This is a genomic window from Serratia sp. szju (assembly GCF_044594185.1).
Classification (GTDB): domain Bacteria; phylum Pseudomonadota; class Gammaproteobacteria; order Enterobacterales; family Enterobacteriaceae; genus Serratia; species Serratia bockelmannii.
Map to the genome: position 1 here is coordinate 2,615,500 of NZ_CP172576.1, position 25,960 is coordinate 2,641,459.

At 61.8% G+C, this 25,960-nt stretch carries 26 protein-coding genes and 1 riboswitch; of the genes, 7 read left to right on the forward strand and 19 right to left on the reverse strand.

All coding sequences use genetic code 11. The features are described 5' to 3' along the window. Positions 1 to 143: 143 nt before the first annotated feature. Both RE418_RS12365 and RE418_RS12370 read left to right on the forward strand, forming a co-directional pair. Entirely contained in the window at positions 144 to 458 is a 315-nt protein-coding gene (locus tag RE418_RS12365) for a hypothetical protein (protein WP_025303891.1), read from the forward strand. A gap of 195 nt (positions 459 to 653) precedes the next feature. Beyond that, positions 654 to 3,731, forward strand: a complete 3,078-nt coding sequence (locus RE418_RS12370) for an autotransporter domain-containing protein (protein ID WP_089181213.1) — start codon at positions 654 to 656, stop codon at positions 3,729 to 3,731. Positions 3,732 to 3,873: 142 nt separating this feature from the next. On the opposite strand, the gene rluF is transcribed toward RE418_RS12370, so the two are convergent. Together rluF and RE418_RS12380 are read right to left on the reverse strand one after the other, a co-directional pair. After that, the gene (rluF, locus tag RE418_RS12375) at positions 3,874 to 4,743 is read right to left on the reverse strand and encodes a 23S rRNA pseudouridine(2604) synthase RluF (protein ID WP_025303889.1); all 870 of its coding nucleotides are present in this window, start codon (positions 4,741 to 4,743) and stop codon (positions 3,874 to 3,876) included. Between the two features lie 105 nt (positions 4,744 to 4,848). After that, on the reverse strand, positions 4,849 to 5,289 hold the full coding sequence (locus tag RE418_RS12380) for a helix-turn-helix domain-containing protein (RefSeq protein ID WP_043138408.1): 441 nt from the start codon (positions 5,287 to 5,289) through the stop codon (positions 4,849 to 4,851). Positions 5,290 to 5,384: 95 nt separating this feature from the next. Between RE418_RS12380 and RE418_RS12385 the strand changes: the two genes are divergently transcribed. After that, positions 5,385 to 6,608 (forward strand): MFS transporter, encoded by a 1,224-nt coding sequence (locus RE418_RS12385; RefSeq protein WP_089181212.1) that lies wholly within the window; start codon positions 5,385 to 5,387, stop codon positions 6,606 to 6,608. Here RE418_RS12385 and RE418_RS12390 read toward each other — a convergent pair. From RE418_RS12390 to RE418_RS12405, 4 genes are all read right to left on the reverse strand, one after another. Continuing rightward, positions 6,605 to 7,030, reverse strand: coding sequence for a GNAT family N-acetyltransferase (locus tag RE418_RS12390; RefSeq protein ID WP_043138029.1), 426 nt, complete (start codon positions 7,028 to 7,030; stop codon positions 6,605 to 6,607). The two genes, RE418_RS12385 and RE418_RS12390, sit on opposite strands and share 4 nt — an antisense overlap. Positions 7,031 to 7,100: 70 nt before the next feature. Then, on the reverse strand, positions 7,101 to 9,065 hold the full coding sequence (locus RE418_RS12395; RefSeq protein WP_089181211.1) for an FUSC family protein: 1,965 nt from the start codon (positions 9,063 to 9,065) through the stop codon (positions 7,101 to 7,103). A 4-nt stretch (positions 9,066 to 9,069) separates the two neighbouring features. Then, positions 9,070 to 10,107 (reverse strand): multidrug transporter subunit MdtN, encoded by a 1,038-nt coding sequence (mdtN, locus tag RE418_RS12400; protein ID WP_049204871.1) that lies wholly within the window; start codon positions 10,105 to 10,107, stop codon positions 9,070 to 9,072. A 10-nt stretch (positions 10,108 to 10,117) separates the two neighbouring features. After that, positions 10,118 to 10,381 (reverse strand): YtcA family lipoprotein, encoded by a 264-nt coding sequence (locus RE418_RS12405; RefSeq protein WP_025303884.1) that lies wholly within the window; start codon positions 10,379 to 10,381, stop codon positions 10,118 to 10,120. A gap of 217 nt (positions 10,382 to 10,598) precedes the next feature. Between RE418_RS12405 and RE418_RS12410 the strand changes: the two genes are divergently transcribed. The 4 genes from RE418_RS12410 (at position 10,599) to RE418_RS12425 (ending at position 13,571) form a co-directional block, all read left to right on the forward strand. Beyond that, complete coding sequence (locus tag RE418_RS12410) at positions 10,599 to 11,213, forward strand: TetR/AcrR family transcriptional regulator (RefSeq protein ID WP_025303883.1); 615 nt, start codon at positions 10,599 to 10,601, stop codon at positions 11,211 to 11,213. A 91-nt stretch (positions 11,214 to 11,304) separates the two neighbouring features. Then, positions 11,305 to 11,401, forward strand: a riboswitch (TPP riboswitch). 35 nt (positions 11,402 to 11,436) lie between these two features. After that, complete coding sequence (gene thiM / locus RE418_RS12415; RefSeq protein WP_025303882.1) at positions 11,437 to 12,228, forward strand: hydroxyethylthiazole kinase; 792 nt, start codon at positions 11,437 to 11,439, stop codon at positions 12,226 to 12,228. Beyond that, the gene (gene thiD / locus RE418_RS12420; protein ID WP_025303881.1) at positions 12,228 to 13,028 is read left to right on the forward strand and encodes a bifunctional hydroxymethylpyrimidine kinase/phosphomethylpyrimidine kinase; all 801 of its coding nucleotides are present in this window, start codon (positions 12,228 to 12,230) and stop codon (positions 13,026 to 13,028) included. Before thiM ends, thiD begins: the two co-directional genes overlap by 1 nt. Positions 13,029 to 13,112: 84 nt before the next feature. Further along, a complete protein-coding gene (locus RE418_RS12425) occupies positions 13,113 to 13,571 on the forward strand; it encodes an inhibitor of vertebrate lysozyme family protein (RefSeq protein ID WP_033644072.1) in 459 nt (152 codons plus the stop codon). Positions 13,572 to 13,610: 39 nt separating this feature from the next. Here RE418_RS12425 and gutQ read toward each other — a convergent pair whose 3' ends face one another. The 13 genes from gutQ to RE418_RS12490 form a co-directional block, all read right to left on the reverse strand. Then, positions 13,611 to 14,582, reverse strand: a complete 972-nt coding sequence (gutQ, locus tag RE418_RS12430; protein ID WP_016926691.1) for an arabinose-5-phosphate isomerase GutQ — start codon at positions 14,580 to 14,582, stop codon at positions 13,611 to 13,613. After that, positions 14,575 to 15,348 (reverse strand): DNA-binding transcriptional repressor, encoded by a 774-nt coding sequence (locus tag RE418_RS12435; protein ID WP_025303878.1) that lies wholly within the window; start codon positions 15,346 to 15,348, stop codon positions 14,575 to 14,577. Before RE418_RS12435 ends, gutQ begins: the two co-directional genes overlap by 8 nt. Positions 15,349 to 15,431: 83 nt before the next feature. Beyond that, positions 15,432 to 15,788, reverse strand: a complete 357-nt coding sequence (gutM, locus tag RE418_RS12440) for a transcriptional regulator GutM (RefSeq protein ID WP_043138008.1) — start codon at positions 15,786 to 15,788, stop codon at positions 15,432 to 15,434. A 46-nt stretch (positions 15,789 to 15,834) separates the two neighbouring features. Beyond that, complete coding sequence (srlD, locus tag RE418_RS12445; RefSeq protein ID WP_043138004.1) at positions 15,835 to 16,614, reverse strand: sorbitol-6-phosphate dehydrogenase; 780 nt, start codon at positions 16,612 to 16,614, stop codon at positions 15,835 to 15,837. A gap of 10 nt (positions 16,615 to 16,624) precedes the next feature. Next, positions 16,625 to 16,987 (reverse strand): PTS glucitol/sorbitol transporter subunit IIA, encoded by a 363-nt coding sequence (gene srlB, locus RE418_RS12450; protein ID WP_004941520.1) that lies wholly within the window; start codon positions 16,985 to 16,987, stop codon positions 16,625 to 16,627. A 22-nt stretch (positions 16,988 to 17,009) separates the two neighbouring features. Further along, positions 17,010 to 17,990 (reverse strand): PTS glucitol/sorbitol transporter subunit IIB, encoded by a 981-nt coding sequence (locus tag RE418_RS12455; protein ID WP_016926695.1) that lies wholly within the window; start codon positions 17,988 to 17,990, stop codon positions 17,010 to 17,012. Positions 17,991 to 18,005: 15 nt separating this feature from the next. Continuing rightward, positions 18,006 to 18,554, reverse strand: coding sequence for a PTS glucitol/sorbitol transporter subunit IIC (locus RE418_RS12460; RefSeq protein ID WP_004941528.1), 549 nt, complete (start codon positions 18,552 to 18,554; stop codon positions 18,006 to 18,008). Between the two features lie 260 nt (positions 18,555 to 18,814). Then, a complete protein-coding gene (locus tag RE418_RS12465; RefSeq protein WP_049209534.1) occupies positions 18,815 to 19,342 on the reverse strand; it encodes a hypothetical protein in 528 nt (175 codons plus the stop codon). 337 nt (positions 19,343 to 19,679) lie between these two features. Beyond that, positions 19,680 to 20,729, reverse strand: a complete 1,050-nt coding sequence (gene fbaB, locus RE418_RS12470) for a class I fructose-bisphosphate aldolase (RefSeq protein ID WP_049209531.1) — start codon at positions 20,727 to 20,729, stop codon at positions 19,680 to 19,682. 206 nt (positions 20,730 to 20,935) lie between these two features. Continuing rightward, positions 20,936 to 21,622 (reverse strand): GntR family transcriptional regulator, encoded by a 687-nt coding sequence (locus RE418_RS12475; protein ID WP_025303872.1) that lies wholly within the window; start codon positions 21,620 to 21,622, stop codon positions 20,936 to 20,938. Positions 21,623 to 21,720: 98 nt separating this feature from the next. Next, positions 21,721 to 23,052, reverse strand: a complete 1,332-nt coding sequence (locus tag RE418_RS12480) for an MFS transporter (protein ID WP_089181210.1) — start codon at positions 23,050 to 23,052, stop codon at positions 21,721 to 21,723. After that, positions 23,033 to 24,538 carry a mannitol dehydrogenase family protein gene (locus RE418_RS12485; protein ID WP_089181209.1) on the reverse strand — a complete coding sequence of 502 codons (1,506 nt, stop codon included), beginning with the start codon at positions 24,536 to 24,538 and terminating at the stop codon, positions 23,033 to 23,035. The genes RE418_RS12480 and RE418_RS12485 overlap by 20 nt, the downstream gene beginning before the upstream one ends. A 52-nt stretch (positions 24,539 to 24,590) precedes the next feature. After that, positions 24,591 to 25,880, reverse strand: coding sequence for an MFS transporter (locus tag RE418_RS12490; RefSeq protein ID WP_025303869.1), 1,290 nt, complete (start codon positions 25,878 to 25,880; stop codon positions 24,591 to 24,593). Between the last annotated feature and the right edge of the window lie 80 nt (positions 25,881 to 25,960).

The following is a 25,960-nucleotide window of genomic DNA, read 5'->3' on the forward strand; positions in this document are numbered from 1 at the left end:
GGTCTGATGAATTATTATCAACCCTCCCTACTTTAGGAGGGTTTTTTCGTTTAGGAAAGGGAAATATATTATTCGAGGATTTGGATAAGAGAAAACATAAAGCTAATCGGTAATTTTAACTGATTGGTTATAAAGGATAATTTATGAAGAAACCACTTATCGCTTTAACCGTTACGATGATGATAGCCGGTTGTTCCACCCTGAAAACCGATCAGGCCATTCCATTACTGCAGGCGGAAACCGCCAAAATGCTGGGCCTGGGCTCATCGGACGAAATTACCGTGACCAATGTCAATGGCGCACAGCCAGATGCGCTGGGCGGCCAAAAACTTTCTTATCGCGCCACCACGGAAAAAGGCCGTATTTTTGATTGCTCGTCGCTGATGATGCCGGGAATTTTAGGTTCGTCGCCGTCGCTGAGCGCGCCGACCTGTACGCCGGTGGTCACGCATAAATAATTCGCTTCGGGGGCGGTATTGCCGCTTCCTGGTTTTCCATCGTCGGAGCGTCAGCGCCGGGGGGCAATAAGCTTTTGCTTCGACGATCACTAAACCGGCGTGCGCGAAATAACGCCTCACACCTCCTCTAGTGTATTGAGTTTTCCTATAACAATAAATTTCGCGACATCACGCTAACGAGTACGGAGATAGCCCGTGAATGACAAGACATCGCACCCTTTAGCGGTTAGTACACCGCTTTCCAAACTTTACCTCGCTCTATTTTCTGCGCCGCTGTTGATGCTGGCGCCCGCCGATATCGCTCGTGCAGACGATGCCATTTTTGACGGCGAATCAAAAATTACCGAATCATTGGCCTACACCGGGGACGTTTACGTCGGCCGCAATCAAAGCGGCAACCTGCTGATCGAGAATGGCAAGATCAGCGCCTATAACATCAATATCGGCCGGATGTTCAACGGCCAAATTCATGAGAGCGTAGTCACGGTCCGCGGGCCGAACGCCGAGCTGAACGCGGTGAACGATCAGTTCGTGCTGCGTGGCGGCCTGAATCTGGGGCGGGGCACCTTGCGGGTTGAAGACGGCGCGCTGGCCAGCGCGAAAGAGATCGTGGTCGGCACCACCCGCGGCTACGACAGCCACCTGATCGCCACCGGCGCCGGTTCTCGCGTCACCAGCAATTTTCTCAGCGTCGGCACCGACTTAGGGGCACGATCCACGCTGGCGATTGAAGACGGCGCGGTGCTGAACACCGCCTTTGACGCGCGCATCGGTAATGGCAGCGGGCCGGGCGAGACCGATACGCTAAGCCCGAAAGCCACGGTCATGGGGGCCAATTCCCAATGGAACGTTGGCCGCGCGCTCACGCTTTACGGCGATCTGGACGTGCTGAACGGAGGCGCGGTCAACGTCGGTAATATTCAGGTGGCGGGCGTCTCCGGCGCGCGTAAAACCGCCGAGCTGACGATCGCCGGCAACGGCTCACGGTTTACCAGCGGCAGCAGCGTCAACGTCGGCGATTACGGCAATGGCGTGTTGGCGGTCATGGACGGCGGCACATTCTCCGCCGGCGGCAACGACGTGGTGCTGGGCAAGACCGGTTCCGGTTCTAACCGCGGCGCGCTGATTATCGGCAGCCGCGGCAACATGGATACCGGCACCGGGTTGACCGAGCCGACGCTCGGCGCGGCGGGCGCTGCAGGCACTATCGATGCCCAGACGGCGATCGCCCTGCGGGGCGGATTGTTCCGCAGCTATGTGTACTTTAACCATACCGACGGCAATTACGTCTTCAGCAACAAGATGAGCGGCGAAGGCGAGGTGATCAACACCGCCGGGCACACGACGCTGAACGGCGATCTCACTGGGCTGCAGGCAAACGTCACCGCGCGCGGCGGTAAGCTCATCATCGCCAGCGACATCAACACCCAGAAAGAAGACGATATCTTCGAGATCCAAACTCTCAGCGCCGAGAACGGCGGCACGCTGATCCTCAATGCGACGGCGGGTTCCGACGTCAATAACGGGCAGGGCTACAGCAGCGCCGCGTCGATCAAGGCCGGCGGCACGCTGGGCGGCAACGGCACGCTGGGCCAGACCGAGATCCTGTCCGGCGGCCATATCTCGCCCGGCGACGGCAATATCGGCACGCTGACGCTGAAACGCTACCTGAACTTTATCGGCGAATCCTTCTATGACGTTGATATCGCCGGCGACGGCCGCAGCGATCAACTGCTGGTGGCGGGCAAAACCACCATCAGCGATCAGGCCAAGGTGCAGGTTACGGCGCTGGATCCGCAAACCAGCTATAAAACCGGCCAAAGCTACCGCATTCTGACCTCGGACGGCGGCATTGACGGCCAGTTCGCGTCGGCGGTTTCCAAGTCCGCCTTCCTCGATGTGGCGTTGAACCACAGCGCCAACGCCGTGGATCTGACCATCGCGCAGAAAGACACGGGCGGTGAAAACCCTGGCGGCGAGAACCCGGGTGGGGAAAACCCAGGCGGTGAGAATCCAGGGGGCGAGAATCCGGGCGGGGAAAACCCAGGGGGCGAGAATCCAGGCGGCGAGAATCCGGGCGGAGAAAACCCAGGCGGTGAAAATCCGGGGGGCGAGAATCCGGGGGGCGAGAATCCAGGCAGCGGCAAACCGGGCATTTTCCAAACGGTGGCCGAGAGCGGCAACCAGTGGAATACCGCTGGCGCGCTCTCGACGCTGGCGCAGAGCGGCCCTTCGCTGGCGCTGTATAACTCGCTGCTGCTGCTGAGCGCGCCGGAAGCGCGCGAGGCGTTCAATCAGCTGTCCGGTGAAGTCTATCCGTCGATGCAGTCTAACCTGATCGCCGGCAGCACCCAGCTGTTCAACGTGCTGAACCAGCGCATGCTGCGCCTGTTCGACAACGACAGCCTGCCGGTACCGCCGTTGGCGATGTCGCTGGTGCAACCGGCGCAGGCGCAAAACAGCGGCGTTTGGGGGCAAACCTTCAGTTCCTGGGGCAAAAACAGCGGCAACGGCAACGTGGGCAAGCTGGATGGCAACACCACCGGCTTCCTGTTGGGCGCGGATCGCAAGCTGGCGGACCATAACGTGCGCATCGGCGGCTACTTTGGTTACAGCCGCGGCGATTATGACGTCGACAGCCGCCGCTCCAAGGCCGATACCGACAACTACCACCTCGGCCTGTATGCGGCGGGGCAGCAGGATGCGTTCTCGCTGCGCGGCGCGCTGGGTTACACCTGGCACAAGATTGAAGGCAAGCGCAACGTCGATTTCAGCGGCTTCTCGGATCGGCTGAAGTCGGATTATGACGCGAACTCGCTGCTGGCGTTCACCGAAGCGGGTTACCGTTTCGGCCAGCCGGAGATGAACGTCGAACCGTTCATCAACCTGAGCTACATCCGCCTGCATACCGACAGCTTCCAGGAGTCGGGTGGCGCGGCGGCGCTGAGCGTGCGCAATGAAACGATGAACACCTTCTACTCTACGCTCGGGGTGCGCGGCGTGACCGAACTGCCGAAGAACGTCAGCCTTTACGGCTCGCTCGGCTGGCAGCACGCCTACGGCGATAAGAACACTTCATCGCGCATGGCGTTTGCCGGCAGCGACGCGTTCGTCACGCAGGGCCAGGCCGTGGATGACAACGTGATGGTGGGCGATATCGGTGTGAGCGTGAAACTGTCGCACGCCGCGACGCTGGATGTCGGCTATCAGGGGCAATTTGGCGCCGATACTCGCGTTAATTCGGTCAACGCCAACCTGCGCTGGTCGTTCTGATTTTTTCCTCCAGACTTCTCTGGTACTTGCAGGCCCGCTTGATGCGGGCCTTTTTTATGGTGAGAACGCAGTGGCGGCCTGTGGCTGACTTTTATGATGAAAAAGCCCGCGCAAAGGCGGGCTGAGCGAGGGAGAAAGGGCGTTAACGCCCTTTTTTCTTGCGCCCTGGCTGGGTAAAGCGCTTGCGGCCGGCTGGCGCAGCGGCTTTGTCGGCGCCTTTCGGCCCGCCGGCGTTCGGTTTTTTCGCCGGGGCAGATTTGGCCGGGGCTTTCTTCGTCGGTTTAGCCTCGGACGAAGAGCCTTCAATCAGCTTGAACAGCTCAATCAGCTCGTCATCGGTCAGATCGCGCCACTCGCCCAGCGGCAACCCTTTCAGGCTGACGTTCATGATGCGCGTGCGTTCCAGCTTGGTGACCTCATAGCCGAAGTGTTCGCACATGCGGCGGATCTGGCGGTTCAGCCCCTGGACCAGCGTGATGCGGAACACGAATGGCGCCTCTTTCTTCACCTTGCACTTTTTGGTCACGGTGCCCAGCATCGGCACGCCGGCGCCCATGCCGCGAATAAACTCGTCGGTCACCGGCTTGTTGACCGTCACCAGATACTCTTTCTCATGATTGTTGCCGGCGCGCAGGATCTTGTTGACCAGGTCACCGTGGTTGGTCAGAAAGATCAGCCCCTGTGAATCCTTGTCCAAACGGCCGATCGGGAAGATGCGTTTGCTGTGGTTGACGAAGTCGGCGATGTTGTCGCGCTCGCCGTCCTCGGTGGTAGTGACGATGCCGACCGGTTTATTCAGCGCGATCAGCACCAGATCTTCTTCATTGCGCGGTTCGATCAGCTGACCGTTAACCTTTACCACATCGCCGGCAAATACCTGGGCGCCAACGGTGGCGCGTTTACCGTTGATGAAAACGTTGCCCTGTTCGATGTATCGATCGGCGTCGCGGCGTGAGCAGATGCCACTCTCGCTAATGTATTTGTTCAGACGAATGGATGAGTTAGTCAGCATGGGATCTCCGTAAAACGCGGACTATACATTACCCGCAGGGGATTGCGGAAGCTGTTCGATAATAGATGCAATAGCGCAAGGTGATGCAGGCTTTATTAAGACGCTTCATACCTTCACCACCCGGGTATTCAGCGGGGTGAGCGTTTGCCCGGCGCTGCCGATCGGCGTCAGGCGCGGGACGGGGCGGCCGCTGTCACTTTCCACCAGCGTTGAGTGCGCTTCTCCCTCGGCGAACAGATGATCTTCCCCCCACTGACGCAGGCCGACGATCACCGGAAACAGCCCGCGGCCTTTCTCGGTCAGCACATATTCCTGATAGGCGCTGCCGTCTGCGGCGGGCACGATCTCCAGCACGCCGTGCGTCACCAGCGCGCGCAGGCGGGTGGCAAGGATGTTCTTCGCCATCCCCAGCCCTTTTTGAAATTCGCTAAAGCGGGTGACGCCATCGAAGGCGTCGCGCACGATCAGCAGCGACCACCAGTCGCCAATCACATCCAGCGTGCGCGCCACCGGGCACGGCGCGTCTTCCAGGCTTTTACGTTTCACGGCGGTTATCTCCAGCTGCACATTCTGGTTGCATTATAAAACCTCTGTGCCTAAAGTTCATTGGGTTTAATAATGAAACCAGATTGAGGTGTGTAATGAGCGACAAACTGCTGGATCCCCCCTGTGCGGTGCTAGGGCGCCTGCCGGCCACCCTGGTGCTGCTGCTGGCTGCCGCCAGCGCATTTAGCGTGGCCAACGTTTATTATGCGCAGCCGTTGCTGGACGCTATCGCCCATGATTTTTCCATCAGCCTGGCGGCGGTCGGCATGGTGATCACCGTGACTCAGTTGGGCTGCGCGCTGGCGTTGCTGTTGGTGGTGCCGCTGGGGGATTGGCTGAACCGGCATCGGTTGCTGGCGGGACAACAGCTGGGGCTGATCGGCGCGCTGCTATTGGTGGGCTGGGCGCACAGCGCGCCCTGGCTGCTGGTAGGGATGTTGCTGGTAGGCTTATTGGGCACCGCCATGACGCAGGGGCTGATCGCTTACGCCGCAGCCCTGGCGGCGCCGCAGGAGCGCGGGCGGGTGGTTGGTGCGGCGCAGGGCGGAGTGGTGCTGGGATTGCTGCTGGCGCGCACTCTGTCCGGCGCGTTGGCGGACGTTGGCGGTTGGCGCACGGTGTATTTCTTCTCTGCCGGAGTGACGCTGGTATTGCTGCCGATCCTGTCGCGGCTGCTGCCTGCGCCGCACACCACTCCCAGCACGCTGAGTTATCCCGCGCTGCTGCGTTCGATGCTGAGCCTGTTGCTGCATGACCGCACGCTGCAAATTCGCGGCATGCTGGCGCTGCTGATGTTCGGCGCTTTCAGCCTCTTTTGGAGTTCGCTGGTGTTGCCGCTGAGCCAGGCGCCGTTCAACTTCAGCCATGCCGCGGTGGGGGCGTTCGGCCTGGTCGGCGCGGTGGGCGCACTGGCGGCGGTGCGCGCCGGGCATCTGGCGGATCGCGGGCTGGGGCAGGCGGCCAGCGGCGTGTGTCTGCTGCTGTTGACGCTGGCCTGGCTGCCGCTTGGTTTGCTCGGCAGCGGCCTGGTTTGGCTGGTGGCGGGCATCGTGCTGCTGGATCTGGCGGGCCAGGCGATCCACGTGCTGAACCAGAGCATGATCTTCAGCGCGCACCCGCAGTCGCACAGCAGGCTGGTGGGCTGCTATATGCTGTTTTACGCCGTCGGCAGCGGTCTGGGCGCCTTTGCCGGCACCCATATGTACGCCTGGGCGGGCTGGAGCGGCGTCTGCTGGCTGGGGGCGGGCGTCAGCCTGAGCGCGCTGCTATTTTGGCGGCTGACGCTGCGCGGCATGCCGGATGCGGCGGGTAAGAGCTAGCGGGCCGGCGAATGCATCAGGTAATAATCTTCTTCGCCGTCGTTACCGGTAGAGATGATGCGCCAACCGTGTTTGCGGTAGAACGCCAGCGCATTTTCATTCTTCACCAGGCATTTCAGCGAGCCGGTGGCGGTGAAGGTGGCTTGCGCTGCCTGCAGTAGCGCACTGCCGACGCCGCGCGGCGGCTGATGGGGATCGACATACAGGTTATGAATGAAGTTATCTTCGCGGTAGACGGAGACGAATCCCAGCAGCGTGCCGCCGTCTTCCGCCACCCAAATCGCTTCGCCCAGCGTCGCGCCGTCGAAATCTTCCAACTGATAGTTTGAGGTATCGCGCCAGCCGAACGCCGCCTTGCGCGACGCCAGGTACAGCGTGCGCAGGAAGGGGCGATCGGTCTCTTGGTAGGGTCTTATCTGCATGGCATCTCCCGGTGGTTTGTGCTCACTATAGCGCATTGCACCGGGCGTGCACGGCCACAAACGGAAAATGCTAGGCGTCGCCCCAGGCGGGCAGGCGATTGAGCCCGTCGCTCAACTCCTGAGCCAGGTGGCGCACGGTGTCGGCATGCAGGGCGGCCAGCGGTGGATGAAAGTCGGGCGTCCGCAGCGCTTGCGGCGCGCTGGCAAGCTGCGCCGCATACTCGGCGAGAACGCGCCCGCCCTGGCGTTGCACCTCGATCAGCGCCTGGCGTTCGTGCACGGACAGCGCCGCGCCGCCGCCTGCCAGATAGGTGTTGAGCTTTTCGCTGGTCAGCAACAGGCTGCGCGTCTGGTTAAAGATCAGTTGGATGTGCCGGGTGAAGCTTTCATGGTTATCATCTGCCAACTGCCAGGTAGGCTCCAGCGTCACCCGGGCCACCACCGCTTCGCAGCCCTCGATCTTTTGCCAGATGCCGATGGCGTTTGTGTTCTCGCCGCCGAGGAAGCGCGCCAGTTCCCGCAGCACGTTGGCAACCTGCTGCCGCAGCGACTCCCCTTCGTATTCCGGCCACAGCGTGGCGTGAATGAAAGTGGCGAACCCTACCCCCAGCACGATGCCGATCAGGCGATCGCGGATCTCGGTCAGCTCGGTGACCGGGCCAAAGCTTTCCAGCAGCGCCAGGGAAAAGGTGAACAGGATCTGTACCCCTGCATAGCTTATCTTCTCGGAGCCGGCGGCGATCCAGGCGGAGAGGGCGATCACCGGCAGCGTCAGCAGCAGTAAGCCGACGAGGCTGTCGAGCTGAGGCATGATCCACACCACCGAGATCAGCGCCAGCAGGCTGCCGATCGCCGCGCCGCCGAGACGCAGCCGCGCCCGCCGCTGTGTGGCGCCAAGGCTGGGCTGGGCCACGATCAGGCAGCTCAGCATGATGGTATGAATGCCGGGCCAATCGACGGCGGTATAAAACACGTAGGCGACCAGCACGGTCAGCAGCGTTTTCAACGAAAACTGGATGTAAACCGGGTTGGTCAGGGCATCGGGGGTAAAGAAAGGCACTTTTGGCGGTGGCGCGGCCTGCAGGGCGTTGGCGTAGTCGCTGCGGTTGGTGTAGACCTGCAGGAGGCCGGCCATTTCATTGAGCGGCGCCGGCACCTGCGGATCGTCGCTGCCGGCGATCGCGACGGAAAATCGCAGCGCGCTGTCGTGGCTGATCGCGGTTTGCAGCGTGCGGCAGGCGGCGTCTATCTCTTGCGCCAATTGACGCGCGGCCGCGCCGAAAGCCGGCGGCAGCTGATAGGCCAGAATATTCAGCTGCAACACCAGGGTGATCAGCGCCAGGTAACCGGGCTCGCTGGCACGGCAGCGATCGCTGCGCATCACCGAAAAGCGCAGCAGCTTATGCAGCTCGGTGGCGTGCTGCGAGATGGCGCTCAGATCGCGCGTCTCGCCGCCGTTGGCCAACATAGCGCGGGTTTCGTCCAACACCGCGTTCATCCGGCCCTTTAGCTGCTTCAGCGGTTCGGCCGGCAGCAGCAGGGTATTGACGATCAGGGTGAGCAGGATGGCGTAATTGATCGCCACCCATACCCACAGCACCAGCCGTATCACCACTTCCGCCTGCGGAGTGAGATCGACAAAGCTTTGCGTGTAGATCACCACCAGCGCCATCAGGAAGAACAGTACCCCAACCTTGGTCACCCGCATCAGGAACACGCTGAGGAAAAACAGCGCGCTGGAGAGCAGGATGCGCAGCATCGGGTAGTCGTAGGTGAACTTCAGTACCAGGATAGCGGCGCCGATCGCCAGCGTGGAGCTGACGAAAAACAGGATGCCGATCGTGCGGGTGATAACGATATTGGACTGCGTGATAAAGAAGACAGCGATCAGCGACAGCGCCAGCCACGGCACCTGCAGCGTCTGCGAGATCACGATGGCGATCGCGCTGGAGAGCAGGGCACGGATCACCAGGTTGATGCGGCTGTCCGAAGGGCGCAGCTCGTCGATCAACGGGGACAGCCAGCCGCGAGACATCGTTTTATTCTTCATGGCGCAGGTTCAGCTTGGCCACCGCCGAAGCGCCCACGCGGAACAGCGCCGGGTTGGGGGCCTCGACCGCGATCTTGACCGGGAAGCGCTGCGAAACGTGTACCCAGTTGATGTTGCGCGACACGTTGGGTAGCCCGCCCAGCACGGTGCCGCCGTCGTCGGGCTGCACGCCGTAGCTGATCGATTCCACCTTGCCGCTGAAGGTCTGGCCGGCGTCGCTCATTAAATACAGCGTGGCCGGCACGCCGGGATGCACGCCTTTCAGGTCGGTTTCGCGAAAGTTGGCGACCACGTACCAGTGGCGGGTGTCGATCAGCGTGAACACCGGTTTGGCGCTGGAGGCATATTGGCCGACGGTGGTTTTCAGGGAGGCGATGCGGCCGTCGAACGGCGCTCTCACCTCGGTGAACTCCAGGTTCAGTTTGGCGATGGCGATGTCGGCCTGCACTTCGGCGCGCTGTGCGACCAGGGCTTCGACGCCGCTGACGGCGGCTTCCGCCTGTTTCGCCTGCAGCAATGCGGCCTGCAATTCCGCCTGCGCCGAGCGCTGGGAGGTGCGGGCGGTTTCCACTTCTTCCGCCGAAACGTAGTTCTTGCCGAGCAGCTTTTGCCGGCGGTTAAGGGTGTCGGTCGCCTGCGCCACCAGCGCCTGTGAGCGTTTGACGATGGCGTTCATCGATTCGGCGTTGTACTGCTGTGCGTTGACCGAACGCTGCGTCAGCTTGATCTGTTCATTCAGCGTGATCAGGCGCGCTTCGCTGGCCGCCAGCGCGTCCTGGTAAGGGCGCGGATCGATGCGGAACAGCAGATCGCCTTGCCGCACTTCCTGGTTGTCGCGGATCGGCATCTCGACGATGCGACCGTTCACCTCCGGCACCACGTCGATGGTGTCGGCATAGGCGTAGGCATCGTCGGTACTGGGGGCGTTTTCCACCCGCCAGACGACGACGGCGGCCACGATGAATGTCAACGCCAGGATGGTAAGCACCAGCAGTCTGCGCCGGTTTGGGGTGTGTGGTTGGGTCATGGCGTCAGTCTCAGTGGGGGAAAACCAGTAACCAGATCAGCATGGCGATCAGCGCGGTCAGCGCCGGATACGTCAGCAGCTGCGGCGCCAGCCAGGCGCGTTTTTCCGGGGTGCGCAGCAGCAGGTGGATCGCCACCATACCCGCCACGCCGCCGCACAGGCAAAACAGCCAGTCGGGGAACGAAGCGCCGAACACCACTATCGACGGTGCCGGCGAGCACCCGGTGAGCAACAGCGCGGTCAGGCAGGTGATAAGCAGTTTTTTGTCGGGCATAGGGCATTCTCTGACGATTGGCTTGGGCGACGGGCCGAATGAAATGACTCTTTTTCAGTGAGTGAGGTCACTGTTTGTCTTCCCCACGCTTGCGTCAGGGTAAACTAGAATAAATACTCTACTCTAAACTAGAGGGATTAATCTAGTTTTTTGTGTCGCCCTGCCTTCGTAGCGGCAAATGGGTATAATGCGTTGATGACAGCGGGCAGAAACGAATATGCAAATCGACGAAAACATCACCGGGCGAGAGCCACAGCAGGAAAGAGGGCGGCAACGCGTACAAACCATTCTGGATTCAGCGGCGGCGATCGTGGCGCAGGACGGCCTGGCGGCGCTCAGCATGCAGCGGCTCGCCAAGCACGCCAAAACCTCCATCGGTTCGATGTATCACTTTTTTCCCGATCGCCACGCGGTGATCAAGGCGCTGGCAGATCGGCATACCGAGTCGATTGAGGCGCTGGTGCGCGACATGGCGTTGGCCAGTGACGATGAGTGGCGGCGCCTCTCCGCTGAAGCGGTGATCCAGCGGCTGTTTTCACCCTATGCGCAGTACCTGCGTGAGCATGCCGACTACCTGCCGGTGATGCGGGAAATGAACCTGCCGGATGAAAAGTCCAGCTTCCTGACGCTGATCGCCAGCGTGTTGCAGCTGCGCCGCCCCGAGACCGCCGAAGCGGAGATCCTGCAGCAAACCCGGCTGTTGCAAAGCCTGGTGGCCGGTACGCTGCACCATATCTTCAAGACGGCGCCGCAGAGCGTGGCGTTCACGCTGGCGGAGCTGCCCGGCGTGCTGAGCCTGTATCTGGCGGGAAAAGAGGGAAACATCGCTTAGGCGCGAGTCAATTTATTCGCTTGTTTGTCCGCGCCGCCGCTGGCATGATCCCCTGCAGGGATTAACGCAACGTTGATCACAACCTATTGATTTTCATGACTCGGGGTGCCCTTCTACGTGAAGGCTGAGAAATACCCGTATTACCTGATCTGGATAATGCCAGCGTAGGGAAGTCACGGCCGCCCAGCCGGCGCCGCCTTCTTGAACGCCGGTTGGGAGGAATATGATCGCTCGACCTGATGCTCTACCCGGCGCACGCGCCGCGGCCTGTCTGACCCAATTCCAACAGCGGCCTCCGCTGATCCACTGCCTGACCAACGAAGTGGTGCAATCGCTGACCGCCAACGTGTTGCTGGCGCTCGGCGCTTCCCCGGCGATGGTAGTGGAGCCGCAAGAGGCGGCGCAGTTCAGCGCGCTGGCCGACGGCCTGCTGATCAACGTCGGCACCCTCAACGCGCTGCGTGCCGAATCGATGCGGGCGGCGGTGGCCGCCGCCAATCGGGCCGGCAAGCCCTGGACGCTGGATCCGGTGGCGGTCGGTGCGCTCTCCTACCGCACCGCCTTCGCCAAACAGCTGCTGGACGAGAAACCGGCGGCGATACGCGGCAACGCTTCGGAAATCATGGCGCTCAGTGGGTTGCTGGCCAGCGGCCGCGGCGTGGACAGCGGCGACGATTCCTTGGCGGCATTGCCCGCCGCGCGTGAGCTGGCGCGGCGCAGCGGCGCGGTGGTCGCGGTCACCGGCGCGGTGGATTACGTCACCGACGGCCAGCGCGACTGGGCGATCGAAGGCGGTTCCCCGCTGATGACGCGGGTGGTAGGCACCGGCTGCGCGCTGTCGGCGGTGGCGGCGGCGTTTTGCGCCCTGCCGGGCGATCGCCTGGACAACGTGGCGACGGCTTGCCGGGTGATGTCCCACTGCGGCGGCCTCGCGGCCAGGCAGGCCGCCGGGCCGGGCAGCTTTACGCCGGCGTTCCTTGACGCGCTGTATCAACTGCGCGGGGAGGATCTGTGATGAAACGCATTAACGCGCTGACCATCGCCGGCACCGATCCCAGCGGCGGCGCCGGCATTCAGGCCGATTTGAAAGCTTTCTCGGCGCTCGGCGCTTACGGCACCTCGGTGATCACCGCGCTGGTGGCGCAGAATACCCGCGGCGTGCAGTCGGTGTATTACATCGATCCGGCGTTCGTCGCCGCGCAGCTGGACTCGGTATTCAGCGACGTGCGCATCGACAGCGTCAAGATCGGCATGTTGGCCAACGCTGACATCGTGCAGGCGGTGGCCGAACGGCTGCGCCATTACCGGCCGGAATTCGTGGTGCTGGACACCGTGATGCTGGCGAAAAGCGGCGATCCGTTGCTGGCGCCGGAGGCGGTAGCGTCTATTCGGCGCGAGCTGTTGCCGCTGGTGTCGATCATTACGCCGAACCTGCCAGAAGCGGCGGCGCTGCTGGCGTGCGCGCCGGCGGAAGATGAAGCGCAGATGCGTGAGCAGGGGCGGGCGCTGCTGGCGATGGGCTGCCGGGCGGTGCTGATGAAGGGCGGCCACCTGAGCGAAAGTGAGAGCCCGGACTGGCTGTTTACCGCAGAAGGCGAGCAGCGCTTTACCGCGCCGCGCGTCGCCACCCGTCACACCCACGGCACCGGTTGCACGCTCTCGGCCGCGCTGGCGGCGCTGCGCCCGCGCCATGCCGACTGGGCGGCCACGGTGGCCGCCGCCAAGGACTACCTGCAACACGCGCTGCAACAGGCGGACACCCTGGAAGTGGGGCACGGCATCGGGCCGGTGCATCATTTTCACGCCTGGTGGTGAGTCAACTTTTTGCCGCAACCGTGGTCTGACTAGTTCAGGCCCGGTTTGACGGGCGAAACCTGATTTAACCTAGGGAGAAGGACTATGACGGGACACCAGGCGCTGCGTTGCGCCCTCTTCGGCGCACTGCTCAGCTTCAGCGCGGGCAGCTTTGCCCAGCAGATCGTCACCACGTCGGATTTAATTCAGCAGCCGGGGTATCAGGCCAGCTGGCAAAACATGGTGAAAGGCCAGGCGCGGATGCCGGGCTGGGCGCGCAAGGGCGTCGGCACCTCTACGCCGGCGCAGAACCTGAGCTGGAAGGGCAAAGAGTATCTGGTCGGCAACCTGTGCAAGCCGCACGACTGCGGCAACAACTTTTTGATCGTGGCGTTCAGCGCGGACAAATCCCAGGCCTGGGGCGTGCGGGTGGAAGTGGAAGATCGGCCGGAAGCCGTCGATCATCCGAAGAAGTATGCCAAGTACCAGTGGCTCGGCAAGCCGGATGACGACATGAAGGCGCTGCTGAAGCAGCAGTTCGAGAACAATCCCGACTGGAAATGATCTGACCGGGGGCGCCGGTGATGGCGCCCCCGGCGTTGATCAGCCGATGCCGGCCTGATGCAGATCGTGCAGGTTGAGCGCCCCCACCAGCACGCCGTCCATATCGACCACCGGGGCCGCGCTGATGTGCTGTTCGTGCAGCGCTTCCAGCGCCTCGCCGGCGCGCCACTGCTCCGGCAGCCGATAGCCGGGGCGGGTGATCGCCGGGCTGAGCGGATCCTGCAGGCTGTTGCCCTTCACCAGCCAGCGGCGCAGATCGCCGTCGGTAAATACGCCCACCACCCGCTGCTGCGCGTCGCAGACCGCCACCAACCCGAGCCCGGTGCGGCTCAGCTCCAGCATCGCTTCCATCACGTTGGCGCTTTCGCTCACGCGCGGCAGGCGATCGCCGGTGCGCATCAGGTGATGCACGCGGTTCAGCAGGCGCGCGCCCAGACTGCCGCCCGGGTGCGAGCGGGCGAAGTCTTCCGCGTTGAAACCGCGCTGGCGCATCAGCGCCATCGCCAGGGCATCGCCCATCATCAGGGTGTTGACCGCGCTGGAGGTGGGCGCCAGCCCCATTGGGCAGGCTTCTCGCTCGACGCCGATATCCAACACGCAGGCCGCGGCCTGCGCCAGCGGCGACTCTTTGCCGCCGGTAACGGCGATCACCGGAATACCGTTCTCCGCCAGCAGCGGCAGGATCAGGTCCAGCTCTTTGGCGCGGCCGGAGTAGGAGATGAACACCACCACGTCGTCGGCGCCGATCATGCCGAGATCGCCGTGCAGCGCCTCCGCCGGGTGCACGAAGAACGACGGCGTGCCGGTGCTGGCCAGCGACGCGGCGATCTTCTTGCCGATATGGCCGGACTTGCCGATGCCGGAAATCACCGCTTTGCCACGGCAGTTCAGCAGCAGTTCGCAGGCGCAGACGAAGTTGTCGTCCAGGCGCGCCAGCAGGCGCTGCGCTTCGGTCAGCTCGATCTCCAGCGTTTCGCGGGCGAAGGCGAGCAGGGCGTTGGCGTTACTCATCGGGGTCTCCTACCAGAAGGATATTGATGCCTTTCGCCTGCAGGGCGGCGAGGTAATCGGGGTTGATGTCTCGGTCGGTGATCAGCGTGTCGACGGCGCTGAGTTCGCACACCACGTTCGGGCTCTTACGGCCGAATTTCGAGGAGTCTACCAACAGAATAATGCGGCCGGCGGCTTCGCACATCGCTTTGCTGACGTTGTGCACTTCGTTGAAGGTGGTGACGCCGGCGTTGAGATCGACGCCGTCCGCGCCGATAAACAGCTTGTCGAAGCTGAACTGCTGGAACGCCGATTCGGCCAGGCTGCCGTGGAACGAGGCCGATTTTTTGCGGTAGGTGCCGCCGGGCATCAGGATGGTCTGATCGTTGTCCAGCTCCACCAGCGCGTTGACGATGGTCAGGCTATTGGTCATCACCGTGATGTTATTGAACTGCGCCAGGTGCGGCACCATCTGCAGCACCGTGCTGCCGGCGTCGAAGATCAGCGAGTCGCCGTCGGCGATCAGCGCCACGGCGGCGCTGGCGATGTGGCGCTTTTTCTCGGTATTGATATGGGTTTTGCGGTCGATCGGCTGATCGCCGTCGTCGCGGCTGAGCACCACGCCGCCGTAGGTGCGGATCACCTCGCCTTCGTCTTCCAGCAGGGTGAGATCCTTGCGGATGGTGGTGCCGGTGGTGGAGAAATGCTCGGCCAGGGCGTCCACTGCCGTTTTGCCATGCCGCTGCAGATATTCAAGGATAGCGGCCTGCCGCTGCTTTGGTTTCATCGCGATTCCCGTTCACAAGAGTGGGGCATTTCCCCTCGCTGAATAATTCACTATGAAAGGTAATGCCTTTTAATGTGAAAATATCACGATTTGGGTTCAATCGCTAACGATAGTGCAGACTGGCATGCGCGATCCTCGGGGAAGATCACATCCGGGCGCAAATCCCGCTGATGCAAACCGTGTAATCGAGGCAGCGGGCGGGGCTGGGCGAAAACGGTCAGGCCGCGTAGCAACAGGCTGCCGCACACCCGCCGATCGGCATCGAAGGCCAGCGCCAGCACCACCCGCGGGCGGAAACGGCCGCCGGAACGGCCGACGCCGACGGCGCCCAGTTGGCACAGGCCGTCGAAGGCGCGGTTGAAGCGCTGCAGTTGCCACCAGCCGAAGGCGATTTGCAGCAGCCAGGCCAGCAGTGCGAAGGCGATCAGAGCTTGTGTCATGGGGTTCTCCTTAGGCCCCCTTCCGCGGGAGGGGGCGTCGGTGGCGTCAGAACATTACCTGGCCGCCGGTGATGTTGATCGACTGGCCGGTGCAGTAAGAGGCCTTCTCGCTGGCGTAGAACAGCAGGGTGTTCAGCACGTCCTGATAGTCGCAACCGCGTTTCAGCGGCACCTTGTCGATGTAGTACTGCTCCACCTGGTCCGGTGCGATGCCCAGTTTTTGCGCGTATTGCGGCAGCAGCGACTGGAACATCGGCGACTTCAGCAGGTTGCCGAGCATCAGCGAATGCACGGTGATGCCGTACTCCGCCAGATCGAGCGCCAGCGACTGCGTCAGCCCCACGCCGCCGAACTTGGCGGCGCTGTAGCCGGAGTTGTGCTTGCTGCCGACCTTGCCGGACTTGGAGTTGATCTGAATGATGCGCCCGGCGATGCCGTCGCGGATCATCAGGCGCGAGAACTCGCGGGCGCAGAGGAAATAGCCCACCAGGTTCACCTGCAGCGAGCGGTCGAAGTCGCCCAGCGGGAAGTCGGTGATCGGCGCCGCCTTGGCGATGCCGGCGCTGTACACCAGCAGGTTGGTTTGGCCAAATTCCCGGTCAACCGCCGCTGCCAACGCGATCACGCTCTGCTCGTCGGTGGCGTCGGCCTGAAAACCGCAGGCGCTGCCTGCGCCAAACGCTTCGTTGATCTGCTGTGCCACCCGATTGGCATTGTCGGCGTTCAGATCGGCCACCGCCACCCGATAACCGGCCTGCGCCAGCCCGTGGGACAAAAAGGCGCCTAACGTTTGGCCGCCGCCAATCACTACAGCTACTTCAGACATGGTCTACTCCTTATGCGATAAATGACAGCGTGCTGCCCAACGGGATATCGGTCGGCGTCGGGCCGGATACGTGGATCGATCCGGGGAATTCGGCTTCGGCTTCGCCGTCGAAGCGCACGGTGATGTGGCCCAGTTCGCGCAGATTCTGCGTGGCGACGCTGCCGACGGCGGTGATGGCGTAGCGCTGCTGCGCCAGCTCCATCACGCCGCCGACCTGCAGCTCACCGGCGGTTGCGCCGTGGCGGTGGATAAAGCAGAACTCTTCGATATCCGCCGGCGCGCCTTCACGGAAGGTGATCAGCATGTTGTCCAGCAACGCGTCGCGGGCGCAGCCGCCGATCTGCGTGATGGTGGTATGAAAAATGGTGTGCATAAACGTCTCCCTGGGAATCAAATTATTGATAAATAAAGGCCGAGGCGGCCCAGGCGATCAACACCGTCGGCGCGCCGGTCAGGAAGCGGCCGACCAGTACCGAGGGCACGCCGACCCGCACGGTGTCCTGCTTGGCTTCCGCCAGCGACAGGCCGACCGGAATGAAGTCGCAGGCGGCCTGCGCGTTGATGGCGAACAGCGCGGGCAGCGCCAGCTGCGGCGGAATATGGCCGAGGCCGATCTGCACCCCGACCAGCACGCCGATCACCTGGGCGATGACCGCGCCGGGGCCGAGGAACGGCGACAGCAGCGGGAATGAGCAGATCAGCGCCAGCGTTACCAGGCCGATCGGGCTATTGGCCAGCGGCGTCAGGCCGTGAGCGATAAAGTCCCCGAGGCCGGAGGCCATGATGATGCCGATCAAGGCCGAGACGAACGCCATAAACGGCAGGATGGTCTTCAGCACGGTGTCGATGGTGTCGCGCCCGGCCTGGAAGAACACCGCCACCACCGATCCCATGCCCATGCCGACCTTCGCCAACAGCCCGTCGCTTTGCTCGGTGATTTTCTTGCTGGTGTCGTAGTCGCGCGCCTTGGGCGGCGCTGCAACGGCGGCGGCGGGTGGGTTCTCCGTCGCGTCGATTCGGCTGATGTTGTGGTCACGCACGCCGGAGACATAGATGTCTTCGAGGATAAACTGCGCCAGCGGGCCGGACTGGCCGGTGGCGTGGATGTTGACTGTCGGAATGCGGCGTTTCGGGTACAGGCCGCAGCGCAGGGTGCCGCCGCAGTCTATCACCGCCACGCCGATCTCTTCCGCCGGCGGCTCGCCCTCTTTGAAGCCGTCGACGGCCGGCCAGCCGGTCAATTCGCTGAGGCGATCGACGATGGAAGGTCGGGTGCCGGCGGTGATGTACACTACTTTTTTACCGGGTTCGATCGGCAATTCCAGGGGGCCGCCCCAGCCGCTGGCGCCTTTTTCAATACGGATATAAGCACTCATGCTGCACTCCACGAATTAAAGTTGCACCTGGCGATCCAGACGGATGCCCATCTTGCGTTCAAACAGGCTGGTGGTCAGATCGGTGACCCAGCCGCGGAAGAAGTTGGTGAACAGCCCCACCAGGAAATAGCTCACCGCCAGCGGGCCGAGCGGCAGACCGAGGGTGGTCAGGCCGCTGGCGATGCCGAGATAAACGAACAGTTCGCCGGGGTTGATGTGCGGAAACAGGCCGTTCATCGAGTGGCAGCTGTAGGAGGCCGCCGCGTAGTAGCTCGGCTTGTATTTCTCCGGCATGAAGCGCCCCAGGCTGAGGGTCATCGGGTTGCAGAAGACAAAGGTGCCAATTAGCGGCAGCAGCAGATAACGCGAAACGGGGTTGCCCGCGCAGCGCTGCGCCAATCGTTCGATACGTTCCTGGCCAACAAATTTGATCAGCGCGTTCATGATAACCAACAGGCTGATCAACAAAGGTAAAATGCCGGTCACCATGCCGACAAACACTTCACCGCCTTTCTGAAACAGGCCGATAAACCACTCGGCGCCGTGGGTGATTAGCTCAATCATTATGTTCTCCTGTAATGGACTGATATGGCCTGGAGCGAACGGCGGCTCTGTCGCCATGGGCCTTACAGTAGTCACTTTGGTGGGCTATTTGTTTTAAATAGATCACAATTTGAAAGATAAATATTTTATTTTGAAAGTTTAAGGTGAAAGAAAGAGAAGGTTGACGGCGTCGGGTTTAGGGGGACGGGCACAAAAAAGCCCGGCGAACCAGGCTTTGGGTAGGGTGATATACGGAAATCGCCGTTGTTAGCTTGTTTCTGTTACTGTTCGAGAATCTTTTGTATTGTCTGTACGGAAGCACCGTTTCTTTCGGCCGTTTGGGCCAGCTCTTGCTTTTGTTTGTCTTTTTCAGCGATTGCCATATCTTTGGCGGCGGCTATCGCGGCCAGGAAAATTTCTTTTTCCGTAGCGGTGAGCGGGCCTTGTAGCCTGGCTTCGCAGACGCGATACAACGTATCACGGATAAAATTTACCGTGGTGGTGCGCCGAGCCAGATCGACTACGGCGGTGCTGAACCCTGCATCTCCACTGACTTTTTGAATTTGTTCCGTGTTCATTTCAGCTTTCAGCGCGGCAATAACGGACTGCGCGACATCAGGTGGGGGAGCCACGCAGTACTTGATATTTGAGTCTGCGGGAATATAAATGGCGCTGCTTCTTGTTGAGTCATAGTCAAACCAATACGTTTCTCCCGGTTTCAACTCATGCTTAGAGGCCGGAGATTTAAATAGCGCGCAAGACGATAGCGAAAGGATGAGCAGGGAGATGATGACAATATTGACTTTCATGATAGCACCACCATAAAAGTGTGGATTAATTAGCGTAAAATTTAGTCAAAAGTCCATAAATAACAATGAACTATAATAATTATTAATGCGCTAACTTTTTGTGTTTTTGGAAAAGGTGGGAAATTTGAAATTTGATAAGGTTAACTTTCAATCTTTAATGATTTATGTCGTTCTCTTTCGCATATTTGGAATAAAAAAAGCCCAAGGATAGTAAATAAAAACTAATTCTTATTTTTGCTTATAAAATACATTCGGTTGCATTATTTCCTTGTCAAGACCTCCCTCGATGCACAAAAAAGCCCGGCGAACCGGGCTTTGGGACAGGCGGTCTGTCACATCAGGCGATGGTGACCTTCTTGTCCAGGTAGGCGTCTTGCACGGCGTTGATCAGCGCCACGCCGTCTTTCATCGATTTCTTGAAGGCTTTACGCCCCAGGATCAGGCCCATGCCGCCGGCGCGTTTGTTGATCACCGCGGTGCGCACCGATTCCTGCAGGTCGTTCTCACCGGCGGCGCCACCGGAGTTGATCAGTCCAGCGCGGCCCATGTAGCAGTTGGCCAGCTGGTAGCGCACCAGATCGATAGGGTGATCGGTGGTGAGTTTGTTGTAGACGCGATCGTCGGTATAGCCGAATTTCACCGCACGGTAGCCGCCGTTGTTTTCCGCCATTTTCTGTTTGACGATGTCGGCGCCGATGGTAGCGGCGATGTGGTTAGCCTGCCCGGTCAGATCGGCGCTGGAGTGGTAGTCCACGCCGTCTTTGTTGAACGCCGGATTACGCAGATAGGCCCACAGCACGGTGACCATGCCCAGCTCATGCGCGCGCTCGAAGGCGATCGAGATCTCTTCGATCTGGCGGCGCGACTGCTCGGAGCCGAAGTAAATGGTGGCGCCGACCGCCACCGCGCCCATGTTGAACGCCTGCTCGACGCTGGCGTACAGGGTCTGGTCGTACTGGGTCGGGTAGCTCAGCGTTTCGTTGTGGTTGAGTTTGACCAGGAACGGGATCTTGTGCGCGTAGCGGCGCGATACCGACGCCAGCACGCCGTAGGTGGAGGCGACGCAGTTACAGCCGGCTTCAATCGCCAGCTCGACGATGTTCTTCGGATCGAAATACAGCGGGTTGGCGGCGAACGAGGCGGCGGCGGAGTGCTCGATGCCCTGATCGACCGGCAGGATAGACAGGTAGCCGGTGCCGGCCAGGCGGCCGTGGTTGAACAGGGTTTGCATCGAACGTAGCACGCTGTTGGGGCGGTTGTTATCGATCATTACGCGGTCGACGAAGTCGTCGCCCGGCAGGTAGAGATTCTCGGCGGGGATAGTGGTACAGCGGTGTTGCAGCAGATCTTCCGCTTCCTTTCCTAGCAACTGCACAATATCAGTCATGATTCACTCCCGATTAAGCTTCTTCATACACCGGCAATGCAAGGGTTTTTGACCACCGGCGCAGTAAAAAAGCGGTGATTGAAGCTGTAAAGCGATGCTACCGAACTTGATCCGGCAAGGACAAACAATAGATGCGATTGAGAGGAAATGCCATTGGCGTGGCCAAATACGCGGGGGCGATCGCCCCCAGCGCGCTAAGCGATTGATTATTCGATCTCGAACCACTCGGTGTTCTGCAGGGCGATCGGGGTGATGGAGTAGATCATCTCCTGCAGGTGATCGTGGATGGCGCGCTCCGCCGCCTCGGCATCGCGCGCTTTCAGCGCCTCGTAGATGCGGTAGTGCTGCTTGATCAGGCTCTCCGGCGGCGAGACTTCGCTCAGGCTGAGGAAACGCACCCGATCCATAGTGGCCTTGATGGTTTCGATGGTCTCCCACGCCAGCGGGCAGTCGGCAAACTGGGTCAGCAGTTGGTGGAATTCGTCGTCCAGCGCCAAAAACTCGCGCGTTTGCCCGTTCTGCGCCGCCAGCGCCTGGCGGTGCAGATTATGCTCCAGCGTCATCAGCTGCGCCGGGGTGGCGCGCTCGGCCGCGCGGCGCACGATGGCGCATTCCACCGCCTGACGGATAAAGCGCCCGTCGGCCACGCGCTTGGCGGAAATCTTCATCACGAAGGTGCCGCGCTGCGGCAGGATCTGCACCAGGCCGGCCTCCGCCAGCTTGATAAAGGCTTCGCGCACCGGCTGGCGCGAAACGCAAAAGCGGGTGGAAATCTCTTTCTCGGACAACAGGGTGCCGGGGGGGATGGTGCAGTCGACGATATCCTTGCGCAGGAAGCGATAGATCTGCTGGTTGACCGGGACGTTGTTGGTGAGACTGTACGTTTCAGACATGGCGACAATCAGGCATCTGGCTGGAATTCGAATGCCACCATACTAGCAGATTATTGGTTAAGGGCGGGGGGATAAATCCACCCGCCGAGCAGGGTAACTCAGTGATGCCAATCCTGATATTCCTGCTTGCGCCGCGCTGGCGCAGTTTCCGGCATCAGGCTCAGGCCGATGGCCGACACCACGCCCAGCACCATCATGTACCCCGCCAGCCCGTAGTAGTGGCCGCCGGTCACCTGCAGGATCTTCACCGCCAACAGCCCGAGAATGCCGCTGCCGATCAGCGAGCCGATCTGCCAGATCAGCGCGATGCCGCTGCAGCGCACGCGGGTGGGGAACAGCTCCGGGAAGTAGGAGGCCTGCGGCGCGTAGCACATGCTGTGGCCGAAGGTCAGCACCACGATCATGGCGATCTGCGTCACCCAGAAACTATCGAGGTTGATCGCCATAAAGAACGGCACGATGCACACCACCTGCAGCAGTGCGCCGGCGATGTACACCGGTTTGCGCCCCAGCCGATCGGAGAGGCGGCCCATCAGCGGAATGGCGAAAATCTCCAGCAGCACCGCCACGATCATCGCCTCCAGCAGAATGCTTTCGTTGAGGTGGTTGGCTTTGCCGTAGGCCAGTACGATCACCGTGAACATGGCGAAGGCGCAGGCTTCGATCAGCTTGGCACATACCCCTTTGCCGATAAGGCCGGGATAGCGGCGGGCCACTTCCACCACCGGCCGGCTCTCCACCGCTTTGGTGGCGCGGATCTGGGTAAACACCGGCGATTCGTCGATCCTCAGGCGAATAAACAGCCCGACCAGCACCAGCAGCAGGCTGAGCAGGAACGGAATGCGCCAGCCCCAGTCCAGCATCTGCGCCGGCGACAGCACGGCGGTCAGCAGCGCGAACAGCCCGGACGGCAGCAGGAAACCGGCGGGCGCGCCGATCTGCACCCAACTGGCGTAGAAGCCACGCCGGGGCGGCGGCGCATATTCGGCGGTCATCAGTACCGCGCCGGCCTGTTCGCCGCCGACGCCGAAGCCCTGCAGCACGCGGATAAAGATCAGCGCGAGCGGCGCCCAGATGCCGATCTGCTCATAGGTGGGCAGCAGGCCGATGCAGAAGGTGCCGAGGCCGACGATCAGGATGGTGATCACCAGCGCCTTCTTGCGGCCGACCTTATCGCCGATGTGGCCGAACACGATGCCGCCCAGCGGGCGCGCCAGGAAACCGACCGCGTAGGTGGCGAAGGCCGCCAGCGTGCTGATCAGCGGATCGGCGCTGGGGAAAAACAGCTGGCCGAAGAACAGCACCGCGGCGGTGCCGTAAGCGAAGAAATCATAATATTCGGCGGCGGTGCCGATGGCGGAAGCGCTGGCGACGCGCCGCAGCAGCGGTTGATTGCCGGTATTGACGGCGTTATGCGTGGTGACGGTCATCGGAAACCTCCCGGGCGGTAAGCGGCAGAGCGGCGACGGCGGCTTTGGCCCCCAGGCTCAGCAGTTGATGATAAGCGTGGCTGACGGCGCGGACGAAGTCAGGCGAATCGGGCAGATCGTGGCCGAAGACGCTGTCGAGTTGCAGCAGCGCCAGGACGCGGGGCCGGCCTTCCTCGCTGCCGGCGACCAACGCGGCGAGGCGCTCGCGCAGCGGATCGCTGATATCGATCGGCCCGCCTTGTTCATCGCGGCCGCCGACGTAGCGCATCCAGCCAGCGACGCCCAGCGCCAGGCAGTCGAAGCGGCTGCCACGCGCCAGATGCCAGCGGATCGCGTCCAACAGCCGCTGCGGCAGTTTCTGCGTGCCGTCCATGGCGATCTGCGCGGTGCGGTGCTTCAACGCGCGGTTGCGGTAACGCTGCAGCAGCGAATTGGCATACTGCGCCAAATCGACGTTCGGCACTTGCAGGGTCGGCGCCTGTTCCGCCAGCATCAGGTGACGGGCGGCGCGGACAAAATCCGCATCCTGCATACAGTCGCCGACGTGCTGATAACCGGCCAGGTAGCCGAGGTAGGCGAGGAAGGAATGGCTGCCGTTCAGCATGCGCAGCTTCATCTCCTCGTACGGCAGCACGTCGCTCACCAGTTCGGCGCCGGCCTTTTCCCAGGCCGGGCGCCCCTGAGGAAATCGGTCCTCAATGACCCACTGGCTGAACGGCTCGCAGGCCACGCCGACGTCATCCTCGACGCCGCCCAGCCAGGTGCGCAACTGCCGGCGGGCCTCCGGCGTTACCGCCGGCACGATGCGATCCACCATGGTGGAAGGGAAGGCGACCTCTTGACGCACCCAGTCGGCCAACGCCGGATCCTGCCGCTGCGCCAGTTCGACCAGCACCTGGCGCGTGACCCGGCCGTTAGCCGGCATGTTATCGCAGGACATCACGGCGAACGGCAGCAGCCCGCGTTCACGGCGCAGGCGCAGCGCCGCCAGCAGCAGCCCCGGCGCCGACTGCGGCTGTGCCGGGTGAGCGATATCGTGCGCGATCGCCGGGTGTTCCTCCATCAGCCGACCGCTGGCGGGGTGGTAGCAATAGCCCTTTTCGCTGATGGTCAGCGAGACGATGGCGATCTCAGGCTGTGTCAGGGCCGCCAGCACCGCCGCCAGCCCGTCGGTTTGCAAGTGCAGCGCCTGGCGAACCACGCCGATGACCCGGCCCCGCCAGCCGTCGTCGTCCATCTCCGCCACCGAGAACAGCAGGTCCTGTTGCCGTAGGTCGGCGATCTTTTGCTGGCCGTGCTGCATGCTGATTTCGCAGTAGCCCCAGTCACTGCCGTGCTCGCTGGCCAGCCTGTCGGCGTACATCGCCTGGTGCGCGCGGTGAAACGCGCCGAAGCCGATATGCGCCATGCGCGGTTTCACGCGCTCACGTGCGTAGCCGGGCCGGATAACGGCGGCCGGCAGCGCGCTGTGGTCGGAAAGTCTCATGTTCAATGTCCCTGGAGAGGTAAGCAAAGGGGCGAAGCCGCCCCGTCTGGCGTTAGGGTTTTAAGATTTGAACGCCCGCCGTTGCGCGCGGCGCCTTGATCACCAGCAGCACCAGCAGCGCGCCCAGCGCGGCGACGCCGCCCGCCAGCATAAAGGCGCTGTCGAATTTGCCGGTGTTCTGCACGATGTAGCCGGTGACGATCGGCCCGATGATGCCGGAGACGCTGCCGATCAAATGAATGAACCCGCTGGCGCCGCCGACCCGGGATTTATGCACCACGTCCTGGATAATCGCCCAGTAGAGAGCGCCGGTAATGTAGAGGAAGAAGATCGACACCGACATCAGCATCACCGCCGGCACCACGCTGCTGACGGTGCCCGCCAACGCCACGCACACCGCCGCCGCCAGCAGGCTGGTGACCAGCACGATCTTGCGCGACAGCAGCAATTTGCCGGTGATGTTGAAGATCTTGTCGGAAATATAGCCCCCGAGCGCCAGCCCGACGAAGCCGACGATCCACGGGATCATCGTGGTCAGGCTCATCTCTTTGATGTTCAGGTTGTGCGCCTGCACCAGATACGAGGGGAACCAGCTCAGGAAGAAGAACAGGATGTAGTTGTAGCAGAAGAAGGCGAAGGCGGTGACCAGAATGATCGGCTGCTTCAGATAGTAACCCAGCCCGTGAGCGGCGTCGCTCAGCGCGCTTTCCTCGCCGAGATTTTCCTGTTTCAACTGTGCGATCAGCGCCCGTTCTTCGTTGCTGACGCGTTGGCTTTTCGCCGGGTTATCCGCCACCACGAAGAACCACACCAGCATCCAGACGATGCCGATGGCGCAGATGATCATAAACGCCGGCCGCCAGCCGAACGCCAGCGCCAGATAGCCGACGATCGGCCCGGCCACCGCGCCGCCCAACGGTGAACCGGCGCTGAGCAGGCCCATAGCGGTCGCCGCCTGTTTCTTCGGGAACCAGCCGTTGATCATCTTGTTGGCCGAGGCGCAGATCGGCCCTTCGGCCATGCCGAACAGGACGCGCAGGATCAGCATTGAGTAAAAGCCGGTGGCGATCGCCGTCATGCCGCAGAAGATGGACCACAGGCCGACCGCCACGCCCAGCACCAGCGTCGGGCCGAAGCGGTCGACCGCCAGCCCGCCGACGAAGTTGAAGATGGCGTAGCCGAAGAAGAAGCTGCCGAAGATCAGGCCGAACTGTTCGGCGTTCAGCATCAGATCCTGTTCGATCATCGGCACGGTGATCGACAGCGCCACGCGATCGAGGTAGTTGATCATGTAGACCATGAACAGCAGGAACACGATGGTCCAACGCAGGTTTTTAAACATAAAGCACTCCACTGGGTGTCGTTTTAATCGTGATGCTTCGTTGTTTGCACGGGCGGCGGGTGCCGCCCCATGCCCCGATG